This is a genomic window from Paenibacillus sophorae (genome assembly GCF_018966525.1).
Classification (GTDB): domain Bacteria; phylum Bacillota; class Bacilli; order Paenibacillales; family Paenibacillaceae; genus Paenibacillus_AQ; species Paenibacillus_AQ sophorae.
This window is the reverse complement of the sequence record NZ_CP076607.1, coordinates 410165-426185: the sequence shown is the minus strand read 5'-3', so window position 1 is coordinate 426185 and position 16021 is coordinate 410165. Positions and strand designations below refer to the sequence as shown.

Here is a 16021-nt window from a genome sequence, read left to right as displayed (position 1 = left end):
TCCACAAGTAAAATGGAGAAGGAGGTTCTTTTTACGTCATGAACTCCTCCAGTTTCTTCCGGTCCAGCAGTGTGACCGTATTTCCTTTGAACGAAATCCAGCCGTTGTCACGCAGCAGCCCCATCTCCCGGGACAGGGAAGGACGCGCGGCATTCAGATGCTCGGCCCATTCCTTACGGCTGAAGGGCAGCCGGATGTGGTTCGTACCCTGCCGGTCCGCTTGCCGAAGCAAATCATGTACAACCCGGCGGCGCAGCGAACCGGCCGAGAGGATTTCAATTTTGCGGTTGACCATGACGAGGCGCTCAGACAGATTCTCCATATAGCGGGACAGCATGTCGGTGTCGGCCGCGAACAGACGCAGCAGCTCCTGCTTGCCGATGAACATCACGGTGCTGCGCCCCGCAGAAATAATGGTGGCCGGGTATACATTCTCCCGCCGGAACAGCACCGCTTCCCCGAAGGTCTGCCCCTTTCCCAGCCTGGCGATGGTTATGCCGCCTCCGCCGGGATGAATTTTGTGAACTTCCACCACTCCGGAGAGCACAATCCCCAGCCGGTCAGCGGTTTCGCCTTCGCTGATAATCATCTCCGACTTGCTGCAGTCCCGGACAGTATAGCGCATCGTCTCCAGCATGGCGTCAAGCTCCTCTATACTCTTCCCTCGGAAAAAAAGACAGGCCTGCAGCACGATAGGCTCCGGTTTCATGGAATTCCTCCAATTTTTAAAATAATTTTAGATAAACGGTAACATCCGTTACCGATTGTTCGACGTCAGTCTACTACAATCGGTAGTAACAAGTAAAGTCACAGATGGCAGACGGATGAAAATGAATAAAAGGAGCGATTATTCAATGAGCAGTATGTTTTGTTTTCAGTGCCAGGAGGCGGCCAAAGGAACGGGTTGTACGATTCAAGGGGTCTGCGGCAAGACTAGTGATGTCGCCAATCTGCAGGATCTTCTGCTGTATACGGTGAAGGGCATTTCCATTTATGCGGTAAAGGGCCGTGAGCTCGGACTGACCGACAGTGCATCGGAGCAGTTCATTATTAAGAGCCTGTTCGCCACCATCACCAACGCCAATTTTGACCGTGATGGATTTATTGCCAGAGTCAGAGAAGGGATTGTAATTCGTGATGGCTGGAAAAAACGGCTGGATGGCTCGCTTGCGGCCGTTCCGCTCGGGGGCCATGATGCTGCGCTCTGGACGCCGGGTACGGACGAAGAGCTGGAAGCCAAGGCAGCTGCTGTCGGCGTGCTTGCAACCGAGCACGAGGACGTTCGCTCCCTGCGCGAGCTGCTCACCTATGGCATTAAAGGCATGGCTGCTTATATGGAGCATGCCGCAGTTCTTGGCTATGATGAAGCAAGCGCGCAAGCTTTCCTTGAACGGGGACTTGCCGCCACGTTAAATGATGAGCTGACGGCGGACGAGCTGGTTGGTCTCGTTATGGAATGCGGCAAGCACGGTGTTGACGTCATGGCGCTGCTGGACCGTGCCAATACGGAGACATACGGCAACCCGGAAATTACGAAGGTAAACATCGGCGTCGGCGACCGCCCGGGCATTCTCATCAGCGGCCACGACCTGAAGGACATGGAAGAACTGCTGAAGCAGACAGAGGGAACGGGTGTCGACGTATACACGCATAGCGAAATGCTGCCCGCCCACTACTACCCTGCTTTCAAAAAATACAGCCATTTTGTCGGCAACTACGGCAATGCCTGGTGGAAGCAAAATGAAGAGTTCGCCAGCTTTAACGGCCCGATCCTGATGACGACTAACTGCGTCGTGCCGCCGAAGGACAGCTACAAGGAACGGCTGTACACGACAGGCAACACGGGCTATCCCGGCATCAAGCATATCGAGGACGGCAAAGACGGCGCTCCGAAGGACTTCTCCGCCATCATCGAGCAGGCCAAGACCTGCGCGCCTCCGACCGGAATCGAGAGCGGCGAAATTGTCGGCGGCTTTGCCCATGCGGCCGTGATGGGAGTAGCCGACAAAGTGGTCGATGCGGTGAAGACCGGTGCGATCAAGCGCTTCTTCGTAATGGCCGGCTGCGACGGACGGATGAAGAGCCGGAACTACTATACTGATTTTGCCGAGGCGCTGCCGAACGATACGGTGATCCTGACGGCCGGCTGTGCCAAATACAAGTACAACAAGCTCGACCTTGGTGACATCGGCGGCATTCCGCGCGTACTGGACGCGGGTCAGTGCAATGATTCCTACTCCCTGGCCGTGATCGCGCTGAAGCTGAAGGAAGTGTTCGGCCTGGAGGACATCAACGACCTGCCGATTTCCTACAATATTGCCTGGTATGAGCAAAAAGCGGTAATCGTGCTGCTGGCGCTGCTCTACCTGGGCGTCAAAAACATCCACCTCGGCCCGACACTGCCGGCCTTCTTGTCTCCGAATGTAGCGAAGGTTCTGGTCGATACGTTCGGCATCGGCGGCATTACGACGGTGGACGAAGATATGGAGCGTTTCCTGGCGGTAGTGTAAACGTCAAAGCTATAAGAGAGAGTACACCAGATCCAACAATAAACAGGCCAGCCGAAATTCCGGCTGGCCTGTTCTGTTCATTAAATTCCGTCTCCAGAAGAGACGAGATGGATTGCACTTGAAAATTTGGCCGTTTGGGGCTTGCCCATTCAGGCCGGCGGCGCCTGTGATTATCGGCTTAATGCATTGAATATATTGGCTTCGCCCGAGCCGAACAGAGGATCTTGCCCCGGCTTCCCTAGATCGTTGGCCGTCTGCTTGATGAGCGACTGCACCTGGGCCGGCGTATATTCCGGGTGAGCGGCCTTGATGACGCCCGCAATGCCCGCCACCTTTGGAGCTGCCATCGAAGTGCCGTGCAGCAGCGCATAGCCCGTCAGGTTCGAGGTGAAGTAAGGAGCCAGATAGGTCGGCCATGTGCTGAGCGTGCGGAAATGGAAATCCCGCTCATCGAGATTTCGGCTGGCGTCATAGACCGGACCGTTGTCCCCGCCGGGAGCCGCGACGTCGATCGTGCTGCCGTAGTTGGAATAGAACGCGATCTTGTCCGAAGACCATTGATTCGACGAAGAGACGTTAATGACGCCCGGCAGTGTGCCCGGCACTTCTTTCACGGCGCTTTTGAAGTTCAGGCCGAGGTAGCCGTACGTTTGGTTCATATAGTCGACTACAGCATGCGAGTCGTTCAGATTCAGCGAATCGTTCCCGGAGGCCGCCACGACCGTAACGTTTCGGCCAACGGCATACTGAAGTGCGCGCTTCCAGAGGAGGAAATCCGCCACATCGTTGTACTTGAGGCCGTTATAGGTGTATCTGGCAATGCCGTCGTACCCCCCGAGCGACAGATTGATGACGTCGACCTTGTCATTGGCCGCCTGTACGACTGCTGCGGCGATCCATGAAGTTGGCGCGCCGCCCTCTGCTGCGAATACGCGGTACGAACGGATGCCGAGGCCGGGACCTACGCCTTTGACCTTGCCGTCTGCGGCTATAGAGCCCGCCACATGCGTGCCGTGGCCTTCGCGGTCCCTGATATCGTTCGGATCTCCTGTTTCACTGGCGTCTACACCTGCCGGGACAAAGTTCACGCCCCCGAGGAAATTCGCCTTCAGGTCAGGGTGTTCAGCGTCGATTCCCGTATCGATGACGCCTACAACCGCTTTGTGCGTCACCGTTCCGTCGGGGTTCGTCGTCCCGCCTGTTTCCAGCTTGTAGGAGGCCCCGTTATTCGTAATCCGCTGGATGTCCCATTGATAAGGCCAATACGTCTCGGCGTCCTGCGGAATATCGGTCACCGGCTGGCCGTCGGCAGTCGCAATATCTTCATCCAGCTTGTACTCCAATTCGGGGTTGGCCGCTTGTATGCCGGAAATCCCGTTCAGATTCGAAAGAAAATCCTGTCTTTCGGATTCAGCTTCCAGTCCGCCCAATTCCGGGATAGCCCGAAGTACTGTACCGCCCGCCTTCGTTACAATCGTTTCATAGTCTGAGGGAAGTGAAGATTTAAATGCGATGACATACTTTTGTTTCTGAGGCGCCTGGTTGGCCGGCTTGGCATACCCGGACCCCGCTAACAGGCTGGTGGCGACCAGCATTGAACCTACGACAGCAGCGACCTTTGTTTTCAAATTTCGTTCCTCCCTGTAATGGTATAAATCGGATCATAGCCGATTTTTCCTGTAGTATACCAGCTTTGGGATAAATAGCTTGTCCGAATTTGTCGATGGCAAAGGAATTATTTACCTCAATTTACCAATGGGGAAGGCCCTTTGAACAAGGGCGCTTGAACTGTACAGTAGGTGTGGAAAATACCGGTCATCCAAGCGCCGATACGCTAACTTTGGCCGAGCCTATACTCAATCAAGGAATTTCTTCGACCGAGGCCGGAACTGCCGGAGAATACATCCGTATGCGGCCCTGGCGGCGCTCTTTACTCCGGCAGGCGGTACACCGCAAACGGCTCGCTGTGGATGAAAGGACGGCTTACAGCTTCGAGCTTCTCCTGCATCTCGGTGTTCAGAGCGAGGGACATGCTCTTCAGGCTCTCTTGAAGCTGCTCCGCCCGGGTAGCACCGACAATAACGGTGGACACCGCCGGGCGGCTCATAAGCCAAGCCAGGGACAGAGCGGCAGGCGATGTTCCAAGCTCCGCCGCGAGCGCGGCTGTCTCCCGCCCCAGCGCGATCCGTTCGCCGGTAAGGAACCGGGCGAAGTTCGGATCGGTATCGGCTCTGGAGCCTGCGGGAGCCTCATCTCCCGCGCTGTATTTGCCGGTCAGAATGCCTCCGGCAAGCGGAAAATACGGGATGATGCCGACGCCCTGATCCAAACTGAACGGAACGAGTTCCCGCTCAGGCGTACGGTCGGCCAAAGAGTAGCTGCACTGGAGCGAGACGTAGCGCTCATAGCCCATCCGTTCGCTGATGCCGAGCGCCTTCATCAGCTCCCACGCAGCATAATTGGAGGCGCCGATATAGCGCACTTTGCCGGAGGACACCATGTCATCCAGCGTCCGCAGCGTCTCTTCGAGCGGAGTATGCGGATCAAAGGTATGAATCTGGTACAGATCTACATAGTCCGTCTTGAGGCGACGAAGACTGTCCTCCAGTTCCCGCATCAGATGGAATCTGGACGAACCGCTGCCGCCCGGGCCTGGACTTCTCACCAGTCCGGCCTTTGTCGCCAGTACGGCTTCATGCCTCCTGCCCGCCAGCGCCTCTCCGATAATCCGCTCCGATTCCGTTCCGGCATAAATATTAGCGGTATCGATGAAGTTGATCCCGTTGTCCAGCGCGGTGTGCAGCACCGCCGTGGAAGCGGCCTGATCTGCTCGCTTGCCAAAGGCGTTCGTGCCGAGCCCCAGCTGCGATACCTGGAGTCCGCTTCCCCCGAGACGTTCATATTTCATGCTTCCACTCTCCTCAAAAATTATTATTACCGCGCTATGCAGCGCTGCGTAAGTGATGATTCGCCCTTTGTTCATAACAAATTTGGTATCCTACTTATAATAAATATTCATTTTATTTATGCTTGAAAATATTGTATCATCAGAAAAGACTGAATAACAAGGAGGGGCCCTATGCCTCGGCAAAAATCCGCAGTTCTTTTATTAACTTTTCTCGTGCTGGTCTGGGGCATTAACTGGCCGTTATCCAAAATAGCGCTGGAATACGCGCCGCCGCTGCTGTTCTCGGGCATTCGTACCGTAATCGGAGGTGTCTTGCTGATCCTGATCGCGCTGCCCAAAGCGCGGCTGCTTCGGTTTAAGATACTGTGGCCGGTATATTTGAGCTCCGCCCTGTTAAGCATAGCGCTGTATTACGGCGTCCAAACGATTGGACTGCAGTACGTACCGGCGGGGCTGTTCTCGGCGATCGTATTTCTTCAGCCGGTGCTGCTCGGGATTTTCTCCTGGATGTGGCTAGGGGAAGAGATGCATGGGCAAAAAATGGCGGGGCTCGCGCTAGGTTTTCTGGGCGTAGCCTGCTTGAGCGTAGGCGGCCTGACCGGCAGCATCTCGCTGCTCGGTATCTTTCTTGCGCTTGCCACCGCCCTGTGCTGGGCACTTGGGACGGTGTATATGAAGCGAAACGCAGTGCGGGTCGATATGCTGTGGATGACTGCCATGCAGATCACACTCGGGGGGCTCATTCTGCTGGCCGCCGGCAGCGCAGCCGAGCCGTGGAAAGCCATCAGATGGAATACCGCTTTTGTTGCCAACACGCTGTTCATTTCCGTATTTGTCATCGCTCTCGGCTGGTTGGTGTATTTCAAGCTGATTAACGAGGGAGAAGCCGGAAAAGTTGCCTCCTATACTTTTTTGGTCCCGCTTGTCTCCATCGGCGCAAGCGTCCTCTTCCTAAATGAGAAGATAACGGTTAATCTGGTGGTAGGCCTGATTCTGGTCGTAATCAGCATTATACTGGTCAATGTCCGGATATGGCGCCGGCCGGCGCCTATAGCGGCTGAATGACAAGCTCTTGAAGGAGGAAAATTATGATCAGTAAAATGAAAGACCAGACGGTCCACGACAATTACAAGCTGCTGATCGGCAGCGTGGTGCCAAGACCTATCGCTTTCGTTACCTCCATCAATGCGGAAGGGATCGTCAATGCGGCTCCATTCAGCTTTTTTAACATCGTGAACGAAGATCCGCCGATGGTCATGTTCTCCTGCGGACGGCGTGCGGACGGCACGCTGAAGGATACGGCGCGTAATATTCTGGCGAATCAGGAATTCGTCGTGCATGTCACGGACGAGGATAACATTGAGGCGATCAATCACACGTCCATCAGTGCACCCGCTCATATCAGCGAGCTGGAGCTGGCGGGACTGACGGCCGTTCCCGGCAGCACGGTGGCGGTGCCGCGGGTGCAGGAAAGTCCGGTTGCGATGGAATGCCGCCTTGCGCAGTATGTGGAGCTGGGGCATTTCGATGTGTTCATCGGCGAGGTGCTGAGCTTCTATGTACGGGATGATCTCATCCATAACGGCCGGATCGACATCGGCAAGCTGAAGCCGGTCAGCCGCCTGGCCGGATCGTCGTACAGCGCGATTGGACGGATATTCGATTTGGATCGGCCGGTTTACGAGGATCAATAACGGCGCAGCTTATACTCCTCATATAAAAGAAAGGGACGCTCCCAAGCTTAAAGCTTGTGGGAGAGTCCCTTTTTTGCAAAGCGCACGGCGCGTTCCAGACGGGCGCGGGCGCGCTGCGGAGCGGCGGAGATGACGGCGTGATCAGCGCGTTCCACCTCATCCAGCAGCCGGTTCAGATGCGAGAAGACGGCGCCGAGATCGCGGATGGCGGTCAGCGGGCAGTTCCCTTGAAGCTCGGAGAAGCTGGCGAGCTGAAGCTCGCGGGCACGGCGCAGAGCTTCCGGAAGCGAGCTGCGGCATTCCGTATCCGACAAAGTCTTAGCCCCGAAGATAGCAATGCAGTCGGCTGAAGCGCTCAGCGTCTTCTGCATCCAGTCGGCGGAGGCGTAATGCGGCGGCAGCAGCCGTATTTCAGCTGCGATTTCTTTCACATACCCATGCATGGTTTGTAAATGGGAGATCGACTTCTTCATGACGGACAAATCATTTATGCAGGGAACATGGGATAGAGTAAAGAGCATCTCGCTTTGTTTCTGCGCGCTGTCCTTAAGCAGCTGTCCGGACCGCTTCAAAGCTTCGGCCTGGCTGTTCTCATCCCGTCCCGGCGCGAGTCCGTTCAGTCCGTCGGCGAGCAGCAAGGTTCCTGCGAAGGCCTTACTCTTAACGTTGACGAAGCCCTTGGGCGGTACGATAATTACATTGAAGAGCAGAGCGAAGGCCACGCCAATCAGCGTTTCCGTGGCTCTAAACATTACATAATGATCCTGTAAGAAGGTCAGTGCCAGCACCGAAGTGACACCAACCTGCGTAATGGCCTGGAAGTTGATCCGGCAGGCGGTCGCCACGCCAAGGCCAATTAGCAGAATCAGCAGGATCGACAGCGGCCCGACATTGAAGAAATGGCCGATCATCAGGCTGACGGTTCCGCCGAGAACAATACCGAGCAGCCGGTAGATGCCCTTTTCCAGCGAAGCCTTGACGCTGCCCTGGGTGATCAGAATCGCAGCCAGCGGTGCGAAATAGGAGAACTCGCCGCCGTACATAGCGTGAACAGCCATCCAGGAAATCGAGGCTGCCAGCGTAACCCGTATCATATATAGCGAAAAACCAAATTTTTCAAGGCGCTCCTGCAGCCCCTCGTTCATGTGTTCGTCATCTCTTTTCGAAAAATTTTAAAAAAAATATAATGTTTTCAGTTACTTTCATTATATCACCCTTGAGGTAAAGGTTCAGCGGGCAGTTATTACAACATTACGAACAACGTGAACGCTGCTTAGAAAAAGAAAGAATGCCGGGGAGCGAAAAACCGGGTATGATAGGCTTATTGGACAATGGTCGAATTCTGCGGAAAAGCAGGGAATACTCCATTTATATGCGGGGAGGTCGTCAGTCATAGCTATTCAGGAACCAACCATTATTTCTTTTGAGAACGTCACCAAACGATACGACGATGAAGAGCCGGTGCTCAAAGGGGTCAGCTTTGATATCGAACGGGGCAAGTTCTACACACTGCTCGGGCCCTCCGGCTGCGGCAAGACAACCATTCTGCGCCTGATCGCAGGCTTTGCCGAACCGACAGAAGGTTCCATTTATATGGACGGCAAGGTCATCAACCGCATTCCCGCCAATGAGCGCCAGGTCAATACGGTGTTTCAGGATTACGCCCTGTTTCCGCACCTGAACGTGTTCGAGAATGTGGCGTTTGGACTGCGGATCAAGAAGCTGAAGAAGCAGGCAATCGAGCAAAAGGTGCAGGAAGCGCTGCGCTTCGTCAACCTGGCCGGATATGAGCGGCGCGCCGTGAGCGAGATGTCGGGCGGACAGCGTCAGCGCGTAGCGATTGCCCGCGCCATCGTCAACGAGCCGCAAGTGCTGCTGCTCGATGAGCCTCTGTCCGCGCTTGATTTGAAGCTGCGTACGGAGATGCAGTACATTTTGCGCGAAATGCAGCAGCGGCTGGGTATCACCTTCATCTTCGTCACCCATGACCAGGAGGAGGCGCTGGCGATGTCGGACTGGATTTTTGTCATGAACAAGGGAAAAATTGAGCAGAGCGGTACGCCTAACGATATTTACGACGAGCCGATCAACCGGTTTGTGGCCGATTTTATTGGAGAGTCGAATATCGTGCCGGGGGTGATGATCGAAGACTATCTCGTAGAGTTTAACGGTCGCAGATTTGAATGTGTGGATGCGGGCCTGCGCCGGAATGAGCCGATCGAGATCGTCATCCGTCCCGAAGACCTGGAGATCGTTCCTCTGGAGCAAGGGAAGCTGCGCGTGCGCGTGGACAGCCAATTGTTCAGGGGCGTACATTATGAAATCAGCTGCTACGACGAATCCGGGCAGGAATGGCTCGTTCACTCGACGCGCAAGGCGGAAGTCGGGAGCGAGATCGGCCTGCATTTTGACCCCGAGGCCATCCATGTCATGAGATTTGGCGAAACGGAGGAAGAATTCGACAGACGTCTGGAAGCTTACGGCGAGGTGGAGCAGCATGACAAGTAAAGCCAAACAAGTCTACCTTATCCCGTATTATTTATGGATTGCCCTGTTCGTCATTGCGCCGGTGCTGCTCATCCTTTATTACTCGCTCTTTGATCTGAACGGGAAGCTGACGCTGTCCAATTACGCCAATTTTTTCGCCCCGGTTTATTTAAAAATGACGCTCAGCTCGTTCTGGTACGCGTTCTTGATTACAGTGTTCTCGTTATTGGTAGCCTACCCGGCCGCCTGGCTGTTGACACGAACGAAGCACAAACAGCTTTGGCTGCTGCTCATTATTTTGCCGACCTGGATTAATCTGCTGCTGAAGACATACGCATTTATCGGCATTTTCGGCACCTTCGGTCCGGTTAACAGTATTTTGGATGTGCTCGGCATCGGGGAGAAGCAGATTTTGTTTACGGGCTTCAGCTTTGTGTTTGTGTCGGTCTATATTTTTATCCCGTTCATGATTCTGCCCATCTTCAGCGCGCTCGAAGATCTGAATCCGACGCTGCTGTCAGCGGCTCGCGATCTGGGCGCTTCCGGCTGGACGACATTCCGGCGGGTGGTGTTCCCGCTGACGGTCTCGGGCGTGCGTTCGGGCTGCATGGCGGTCTTCATTCCGGCGCTGTCCCTGTTTATGATCACCCGTCTGATCGCGGGCAACCGGGTTATTACGCTGGGCACGGCCATTGAGCAGCATTTTCTGGTCACGCAGGACTGGGGAATGGGCTCGACTGTCGCCGTGTTCCTGATCGTCGTCATGGCCCTTGTGATGGTCCTTGCGGGCGGACGGAAAGGAGCGCGGAATGGAAAATAGAAATCGGTGGTCCAATCTGTACCTGGCGCTTGTCTTTATCGTGCTGTACGCGCCGATTTTCTACCTGATGTACTACTCGTTCAACAGCGGCGGCACGATGCATGAATTTGAAGGCTTTACGCTCGATTACTACCGCGAAGTGGTGCAGGATACGCGGCTGATCATCATCGTGATCAATACGCTGGTGATCGCGCTGCTGTCCTCTGCCATCGCCACGATCATCGCGGTGATCGGCGCACTGGCGATTCAGCATGTCCGCAGCCGCCGAGCCAAGAATACCCTCTTGTCGCTTAACAATGTGCTGATCGTCAGTCCCGATGTCATTATTGGCGCTTCGTTTCTCATTTTGTTCACGATTGCGGGTGTGAAGCTCGGATTCTCTTCTGTGCTGCTCTCGCATATCGCCTTCAGTGTGCCCATTGCGGTGCTGATGATTCTGCCGCATCTGGAGGAGATGAGCCCGACGCTTACCGACGCCGCCCGCGATCTCGGCGCAACCCGCAGAGATGTGCTGACGAAGGTCATTCTGCCGGTCATCCGGCCGGGCATTTTCAGCGGATTTTTCATGGCGCTCACCTATTCGCTGGACGATTTCGCGGTAACGTTCTTCGTAACGGGCAACGGCTATTCGACCCTCTCCGTGGAAATCTATTCGCGGGCGCGGCAGGGCGTGTCGCTGTCGATTAACGCGCTGTCCACGCTGATCTTCCTGTTCACGGTGCTGTTGGTGGTAGGCTACTACTTCCTGACGGCCAAAAAAGCCAAGAAGCCCTCAGCGGAACGGACGGCCGAAGCGGGGGTGCCTAGATGAAGCAGCTCGTGAATGCTTTTTTAGCGGTAATGATTGCGGCGTTTGCCCTGATGTACCTTGGAGCCTGGATGAACAAAAGCGAAGGCTACTCCGGCGGCAACACGCTGACCATCTATAACTGGGGCGACTACATTGATCCAGAGCTGCTGACGCAGTTCCAGAAGGAGACGGGGATTACGGTCATTTACCAGACCTTCGATTCCAATGAGGCGATGCTGACGAAGATCGAGCAGGGGGGCACGAACTTTGACCTTGTGGTTCCTTCCGATTACGCCATCGCCAAAATGAAAGAGGAAAACCTGCTCCTGCAGCTCGACCACAGCAAGCTGCCGAATCTGTCCCATATTGACCCCAGGTTCATGAGCCTGTCGTTTGACGAAGGCAACCGCTACTCGGTTCCGTACTTTTGGGGAACGGTCGGCATTATCTATAATCCTGAGCTGACTCACGGACTAACCTTTAAGAGCTGGAATGACCTGTGGGACAGTCGGCTGAAAAATAATATCCTGCTGCTGGACGGAGCGCGGGAGGTGATGGGCATGGCGCTGAACAGCCTGCATTATTCCCTGAACGACACCAGCGAGGAGCATTTGCAGGGAGCGCTGAAGAAGCTGAACGCCCTGTCGCCTAATGTCAAAGCGATTGTCGGCGACGAAATCAAAATGCTGCTGGCGAATGAGGAGGCCGCTGTCGGCCTCGTCTGGTCAGGAGACGCCGCAGAGATTATGGACGAGAACGACAAGCTGGATTATGTCGTGCCGGAGGAAGGCTCGAACGTGTGGGCCGACAATCTCGTCATTCCGCGCTCGGCGGCGAATGTGGAGGGAGCGTACAAGTTCATTAACTTCATGCTTCGGCCGGAGGTGGCAGCGCAGAATGCCGAATATGTCGGCTACTCTACGCCGAACAAGGATGCGCTGGCGCTGCTGCCGGAGGATATTTCCGGGGATGAGCGCTTCTATCCGCCTAAAGCAATCACTGACAAGCTTGAGGTGTACGACAATCTCGGCAAGCGCATGCTTGCGCACTACAACGAGCTGTTCCTGAAGTTTAAGATGAATAACGATTAAGTCCGTTGTTAAAAAAGAACCAGCCTATAGGATATAGATGCTCCTAAAGGAGAAGGCTTGCCGCCCTGCCTGGACGGTCAAGCCTTCTTCCATTTCAGCGTACCTGCCGGTTATTCTCTGCTCACCCAAACCATATAAGTTATGCTATTTTTGGAAAACTCCACATCGGCATAAACCTCTCTTGAATCCGTTTCAAGCGTCTTTGCGCGGACGAGTTGAAAGAGCAGCTCATATGCCAATTTGGGATCGGTTGTTTTGTAGCCCTCATAGTCGTAACCGATTTTGTTGAAGGCATCGCTGGAAATCCACTCATACGCTTCATGGAAAGTATCGAATGTCATCGTTTCTTCATACCAGCGGATATTTTCGAGATTTCTGCTTGCAGTTAACTTTTGTTCCTTATGTTCGTTTATGATGACTTCGGCATACTGGTGTGGGATAGACGAATCTCCTTTGTTCGCTTCCATGGTGTACCCTCCATATCTTAAACTCGGCTCATTCCGATTACTTAATCCCAAGCCTCACATGGTAGCTGAACAGCGTCTCCAAAGTACGGCCGTTAAAATACCGCTCCACCGCCTCCCGGTAAACGGCAATCTCCTCATCCAGCTCGCCTCCGCCGAGCCGCAGCACGGTCTGAAGACTGCCCTGGCTGAGCGTAAGGCCGACATACCGCTCCGCGCTGCAGTGCTCTATGTTGTGGAAGGCGATCTCGCGGGCGAAGGAGAATTCCCCACTCTCTTTAATGCGGCTAAGATGGCCTTCCTTGCCCCATTTGACGGCCCTGTCCTCAGCCGGTACCCGGCGGCTGATGATGACATCGGCCTGTTCGATCAGTTCATTGTAGCGGGTTTCGATATTCGGTTCGAGCACCGGCGGCCAGTCGCAATCGTAAGCGGCGAAGATTCCGCCTGGTCTCAGCACCCGCGCGGCCTCCTTCAGCGTGCTCACAGGCTCCATCCAGTGGAAGGACTGGGAGCAGGTGACAATATCGGCAGAGGCGGAAGGCAGTTCCAGAGCATTGGAATAGCCCGAGACAAACGATATGCTTGCCGGGCTGCCCAGCGCGTTCCACTTCTCCAGAGCCTTGCCGCGCATATCATCGCCCGGCTCAACGCCGATGACGGTATCGGCGGCTGTCCGCCACAAGAAGGTGGACAGCCCGGTTCCGCAGCCGAGATCCACGACGAGGGCGGGTCTTCTTCCCAAATAGCCCGTAAGCAGTTCGGTCACAACCCTGGGCGCCTCCGGCCGGTAACGGTCGTACTCATTTTGAAAGCCGGTAAAGCGGATGATATTGGAATGGTGATTTCCTTCGGGTATCATGCATGTACACTCCGTTTCCACAGTATTTTGATGGATATTATACCAGTTTATGCGGAGGCGGCGGTAAATGATGCGGTGGTTGTAAGATGGAGGTGAAAAATTTAGCGGGGAGTTGAAAGGAGCGATTGGAAGTGAAAATTAATTATAGAGAAGCAGTACTTCAAGATGAAGAGGAATTGTTTGCTTTAGCAAAAAGCCTTGCGACAAGCTTTAAACTGAATAAGCAAGATTTCTCGGGAATCTTTCTAGAGCTTTTGAATGACACAAATACAGACTTAATCATTGCTGAGAAAGAATCAAGAATATTGGGATATGTACTAGCATTTCACCACTCAACTTTTTATGCTAATGGTGTAATAAGTTGGGTTGAGGAAATATTTGTTTCAGAGGAATTTAGGGGAAAGAAGATCGGAAAGAAATTGATGGAAATAATTGAAGTGAAAGCTCATGAGCGTGGTTCAAAACTGGTAGCCCTTTCCACTAGAAGAGCCAGCAAGTTTTACAAAGCCATAGGGTATGATGAATCAGCTGCATATTTTAAGAAGACATTTTCAAAAAACTAGCATTTGAAGCTGCAAAAATAATAGCGCAAATATAGTATTGGGGGTGATCCGGTGGAGGCTATTGGTTTCGATCTAGGTGAAACCTTGATCTATTATAATAACGTTCCTCAAAGCTGGAAAGGACTGTATAGAAGAGCATTATCTAAAATTGTTCATGAATTAGGCATCGTTAGTAATGGTGAACTTCTTAATAAGGCAGAGGATGTATTATCACGATACAATACTCGAATACACCCAAGGGAGCATGAAGTAACAGACATCGAAATTTTTAATGACATACTAAATGTATGGGAGTTGGACAATCAATATGTAACCCGAGCAATAAGCGTTTTCTTTGACTTTTTCCAGCAAGAATCTAAAGTGTATGAGGAAACTAAAGAAATTTTGAAAGCACTGAAAGTGAGAAATATACGAATCGGAATATTGACTGATGTTCCGTATGGGATGAATAAGACACTAGTCTTACGTGATATTGAACCAATCAAAGACTACGTTGATGTAGTAATAACTTCAGTTGATGTAGGATATCGTAAGCCTCGGCCAGAAGGATTTATCAAATTAGCGAAAGAGCTAAAAACTGAAACGACTAAAATGATATATGTAGGCAATGAGTTGAAAGACATTGAATTAATGAGACTTTTGTAAGCATAATCAATTATGAATCCCTTTTTTATGGAGGAGAGGTAATGATCGTATCTTTAATAGCAGCAATATCAAAGAATAACGTAATAGGAATGGATGAGGTTATTCCTTGGAGAATTAAGGGGGAAAAGATACGATTTAAGGAATTAACATATGGCAAATCCATTATTTAACTATTATTGATCAAGATTTTGTTGGTAACGTATTTTTTCCAGACTTTAATAAGGATGAATTTCATATTACGTACGAAGAAAGAAGGGAAGCATAATCTGAAGGAAAGAATATGTTCTTCACCTAACAACGAATTACATTGCGAGCCGGCAATAAATTCCATGGTCTGCCCGGGGATCGTTCGAGGAAACAGATACAGGCTGACAACGTTACGAAAACTGAGTGGAGAAGCCACCCGGTTCTGGCGAGACCTTAAGTCCCTCGGATTCGTGAATACTAGGACGTTAAATGCAATCACTGCAATATTGTTAATGAAAGTTAATCAAGGAGGAGAATGTAATGAAAATCAATTTAGCAAGGGAAATCTACGAACTTGCGCATTTAACGGGGACCTTCACTTTGAGATCTGGACAAATTTCTAATGAATATTTTGATAAGTATTTATTTGAATCCAATCCTGAAGTATTGGCTAAAGTAGCTGATCAATTAGTTAATTTGATACCTGATGGGATAAAAGTTTTAGCAGGATTAGAAATGGGGGGGATTCCAATTGCTACTGCCCTTTCGCTTAAATCGAATATTCCAGCCGCGTTTGTGAGGAAAAAAGCTAAGGAATACGGCACATGTAAATTAGCTGAAGGAACAAGTATTGAAGGGAAAAGAATTTGTATTATTGAGGATGTAGTTACAACAGGTGGACAAGTAATATTGAGTACGAACGACTTAAGAACAGCAGGAGCTATTGTAGAAGACGTAATATGTGTGATAGAGAGAAACCCAGAAGGAAGAAGAAAATTAGAAGAGATTGGACTTAGAGTTCATTCCCTTTTTAACATGGAGGAACTAATTTTAGCAGGTAGTACAGGAAAGCAGTGACTACGCCTACACTGCATATCGGCAAGCCGTCCCTCTGCCTGAGGATAGTTTGAGGATACGGATACAGGCATACAACCCTGCGAGGCTAAGTGGCAGAGCCACTCGGTTTTGGCGAGACCTTAAGCCTCTCGGGTTCGTGAATG

General features: G+C 52.4%; 17 protein-coding genes. 11 read left to right on the top strand and 6 right to left on the bottom strand.

Annotated features, from left to right (window positions below; all coding sequences use genetic code 11):
- Positions 1-31 precede the first annotated feature (31 nt).
- Positions 32-709, bottom strand: coding sequence for a Crp/Fnr family transcriptional regulator (locus KP014_RS01920; protein ID WP_036591407.1), 678 nt, complete (start codon positions 707-709; stop codon positions 32-34).
- Between the two features lie 145 nt (positions 710-854).
- On the opposite strand from KP014_RS01920, the gene hcp reads away from it, so the two are divergent.
- Complete coding sequence (gene hcp / locus KP014_RS01915) at positions 855-2510, top strand: hydroxylamine reductase (protein WP_036591408.1); 1656 nt, start codon at positions 855-857, stop codon at positions 2508-2510.
- A gap of 170 nt (positions 2511-2680) precedes the next feature.
- Here hcp and KP014_RS01910 read toward each other — a convergent pair whose 3' ends face one another.
- Together KP014_RS01910 and KP014_RS01905 are read right to left on the bottom strand one after the other, a co-directional pair.
- Positions 2681-4138, bottom strand: coding sequence for a S8 family serine peptidase (locus KP014_RS01910; protein WP_036591409.1), 1458 nt, complete (start codon positions 4136-4138; stop codon positions 2681-2683).
- 302 nt (positions 4139-4440) lie between these two features.
- A complete protein-coding gene (locus KP014_RS01905; protein ID WP_036591410.1) occupies positions 4441-5418 on the bottom strand; it encodes an aldo/keto reductase in 978 nt (325 codons plus the stop codon).
- 171 nt (positions 5419-5589) lie between these two features.
- Here KP014_RS01905 and KP014_RS01900 point away from each other — a divergent pair, with 171 nt between their 5' ends.
- Both KP014_RS01900 and KP014_RS01895 read left to right on the top strand, forming a co-directional pair.
- Positions 5590-6483 carry a DMT family transporter gene (locus tag KP014_RS01900; RefSeq protein ID WP_090833856.1) on the top strand — a complete coding sequence of 298 codons (894 nt, stop codon included), beginning with the start codon at positions 5590-5592 and terminating at the stop codon, positions 6481-6483.
- 23 nt (positions 6484-6506) lie between these two features.
- Complete coding sequence (locus tag KP014_RS01895) at positions 6507-7112, top strand: flavin reductase family protein (protein WP_036591414.1); 606 nt, start codon at positions 6507-6509, stop codon at positions 7110-7112.
- Between the two features lie 47 nt (positions 7113-7159).
- On the opposite strand, the gene KP014_RS01890 is transcribed toward KP014_RS01895, so the two are convergent.
- Positions 7160-8206, bottom strand: coding sequence for an FUSC family protein (locus KP014_RS01890; protein WP_216700447.1), 1047 nt, complete (start codon positions 8204-8206; stop codon positions 7160-7162).
- 304 nt (positions 8207-8510) lie between these two features.
- Here KP014_RS01890 and KP014_RS01885 point away from each other — a divergent pair, with 304 nt between their 5' ends.
- From KP014_RS01885 to KP014_RS01870, 4 genes are read left to right on the top strand one after another with little or no spacing between them, the layout of a single operon-like run.
- Positions 8511-9620: an ABC transporter ATP-binding protein gene (locus tag KP014_RS01885; protein WP_036594180.1), complete on the top strand. Its 1110-nt coding sequence runs from the start codon at positions 8511-8513 to the stop codon at positions 9618-9620.
- The gene (locus KP014_RS01880; RefSeq protein WP_036594181.1) at positions 9610-10419 is read left to right on the top strand and encodes an ABC transporter permease; all 810 of its coding nucleotides are present in this window, start codon (positions 9610-9612) and stop codon (positions 10417-10419) included. The genes KP014_RS01885 and KP014_RS01880 overlap by 11 nt, the downstream gene beginning before the upstream one ends.
- Positions 10409-11230: an ABC transporter permease gene (locus KP014_RS01875; protein ID WP_036594182.1), complete on the top strand. Its 822-nt coding sequence runs from the start codon at positions 10409-10411 to the stop codon at positions 11228-11230. Before KP014_RS01880 ends, KP014_RS01875 begins: the two co-directional genes overlap by 11 nt.
- The gene (locus KP014_RS01870; protein ID WP_036594183.1) at positions 11227-12300 is read left to right on the top strand and encodes an ABC transporter substrate-binding protein; all 1074 of its coding nucleotides are present in this window, start codon (positions 11227-11229) and stop codon (positions 12298-12300) included. The genes KP014_RS01875 and KP014_RS01870 overlap by 4 nt, the downstream gene beginning before the upstream one ends.
- A 110-nt stretch (positions 12301-12410) precedes the next feature.
- Here KP014_RS01870 and KP014_RS28560 read toward each other — a convergent pair whose 3' ends face one another.
- Positions 12411-12767, bottom strand: coding sequence for a hypothetical protein (locus tag KP014_RS28560; RefSeq protein ID WP_246590620.1), 357 nt, complete (start codon positions 12765-12767; stop codon positions 12411-12413).
- Between the two features lie 37 nt (positions 12768-12804).
- Positions 12805-13626, bottom strand: coding sequence for a class I SAM-dependent methyltransferase (locus KP014_RS01860; protein ID WP_090833854.1), 822 nt, complete (start codon positions 13624-13626; stop codon positions 12805-12807).
- A 131-nt stretch (positions 13627-13757) separates the two neighbouring features.
- Between KP014_RS01860 and KP014_RS01855 the strand changes: the two genes are divergently transcribed.
- From KP014_RS01855 to pyrE, 4 genes are all read left to right on the top strand, one after another.
- Positions 13758-14189 (top strand): GNAT family N-acetyltransferase, encoded by a 432-nt coding sequence (locus tag KP014_RS01855; RefSeq protein ID WP_216700446.1) that lies wholly within the window; start codon positions 13758-13760, stop codon positions 14187-14189.
- A gap of 51 nt (positions 14190-14240) precedes the next feature.
- Positions 14241-14834, top strand: a complete 594-nt coding sequence (locus KP014_RS01850; protein ID WP_036597904.1) for an HAD family hydrolase — start codon at positions 14241-14243, stop codon at positions 14832-14834.
- A gap of 41 nt (positions 14835-14875) precedes the next feature.
- Positions 14876-15004 carry a dihydrofolate reductase gene (locus KP014_RS28555; RefSeq protein ID WP_246590619.1) on the top strand — a complete coding sequence of 43 codons (129 nt, stop codon included), beginning with the start codon at positions 14876-14878 and terminating at the stop codon, positions 15002-15004.
- 337 nt (positions 15005-15341) lie between these two features.
- Positions 15342-15878 (top strand): orotate phosphoribosyltransferase, encoded by a 537-nt coding sequence (pyrE, locus tag KP014_RS01840; RefSeq protein ID WP_036597906.1) that lies wholly within the window; start codon positions 15342-15344, stop codon positions 15876-15878.
- The last annotated feature ends 143 nt before the right edge of the window (positions 15879-16021 follow it).

Bases quoted from the DNA above. Each gene is read 5' to 3' on its own strand.
- KP014_RS01875 (WP_036594182.1), top strand. From the start codon at position 10,409: ATGGAAAATAGAAATCGGTGGTCCAATCTGTACCTGGCGCTTGTCTTT.
- KP014_RS01900 (WP_090833856.1), top strand. From the start codon at position 5,590: ATGCCTCGGCAAAAATCCGCAGTTCTTTTATTAACTTTTCTCGTGCTG.
- hcp (WP_036591408.1), top strand. From the start codon at position 855: ATGAGCAGTATGTTTTGTTTTCAGTGCCAGGAGGCGGCCAAAGGAACG.
- KP014_RS01860 (WP_090833854.1), bottom strand. From the start codon at position 13,626: ATGATACCCGAAGGAAATCACCATTCCAATATCATCCGCTTTACCGGC.
- pyrE (WP_036597906.1), top strand. From the start codon at position 15,342: ATGAAAATCAATTTAGCAAGGGAAATCTACGAACTTGCGCATTTAACG.
- KP014_RS28555 (WP_246590619.1), top strand. From the start codon at position 14,876: ATGATCGTATCTTTAATAGCAGCAATATCAAAGAATAACGTAATAGGA.
- KP014_RS01905 (WP_036591410.1), bottom strand. From the start codon at position 5,418: ATGAAATATGAACGTCTCGGGGGAAGCGGACTCCAGGTATCGCAGCTG.
- KP014_RS01895 (WP_036591414.1), top strand. From the start codon at position 6,507: ATGATCAGTAAAATGAAAGACCAGACGGTCCACGACAATTACAAGCTG.
- KP014_RS01890 (WP_216700447.1), bottom strand. From the start codon at position 8,206: ATGATACGGGTTACGCTGGCAGCCTCGATTTCCTGGATGGCTGTTCAC.
- KP014_RS01870 (WP_036594183.1), top strand. From the start codon at position 11,227: ATGAAGCAGCTCGTGAATGCTTTTTTAGCGGTAATGATTGCGGCGTTT.
- KP014_RS28560 (WP_246590620.1), bottom strand. From the start codon at position 12,767: ATGGAAGCGAACAAAGGAGATTCGTCTATCCCACACCAGTATGCCGAA.
- KP014_RS01920 (WP_036591407.1), bottom strand. From the start codon at position 709: ATGAAACCGGAGCCTATCGTGCTGCAGGCCTGTCTTTTTTTCCGAGGG.
- KP014_RS01880 (WP_036594181.1), top strand. From the start codon at position 9,610: ATGACAAGTAAAGCCAAACAAGTCTACCTTATCCCGTATTATTTATGG.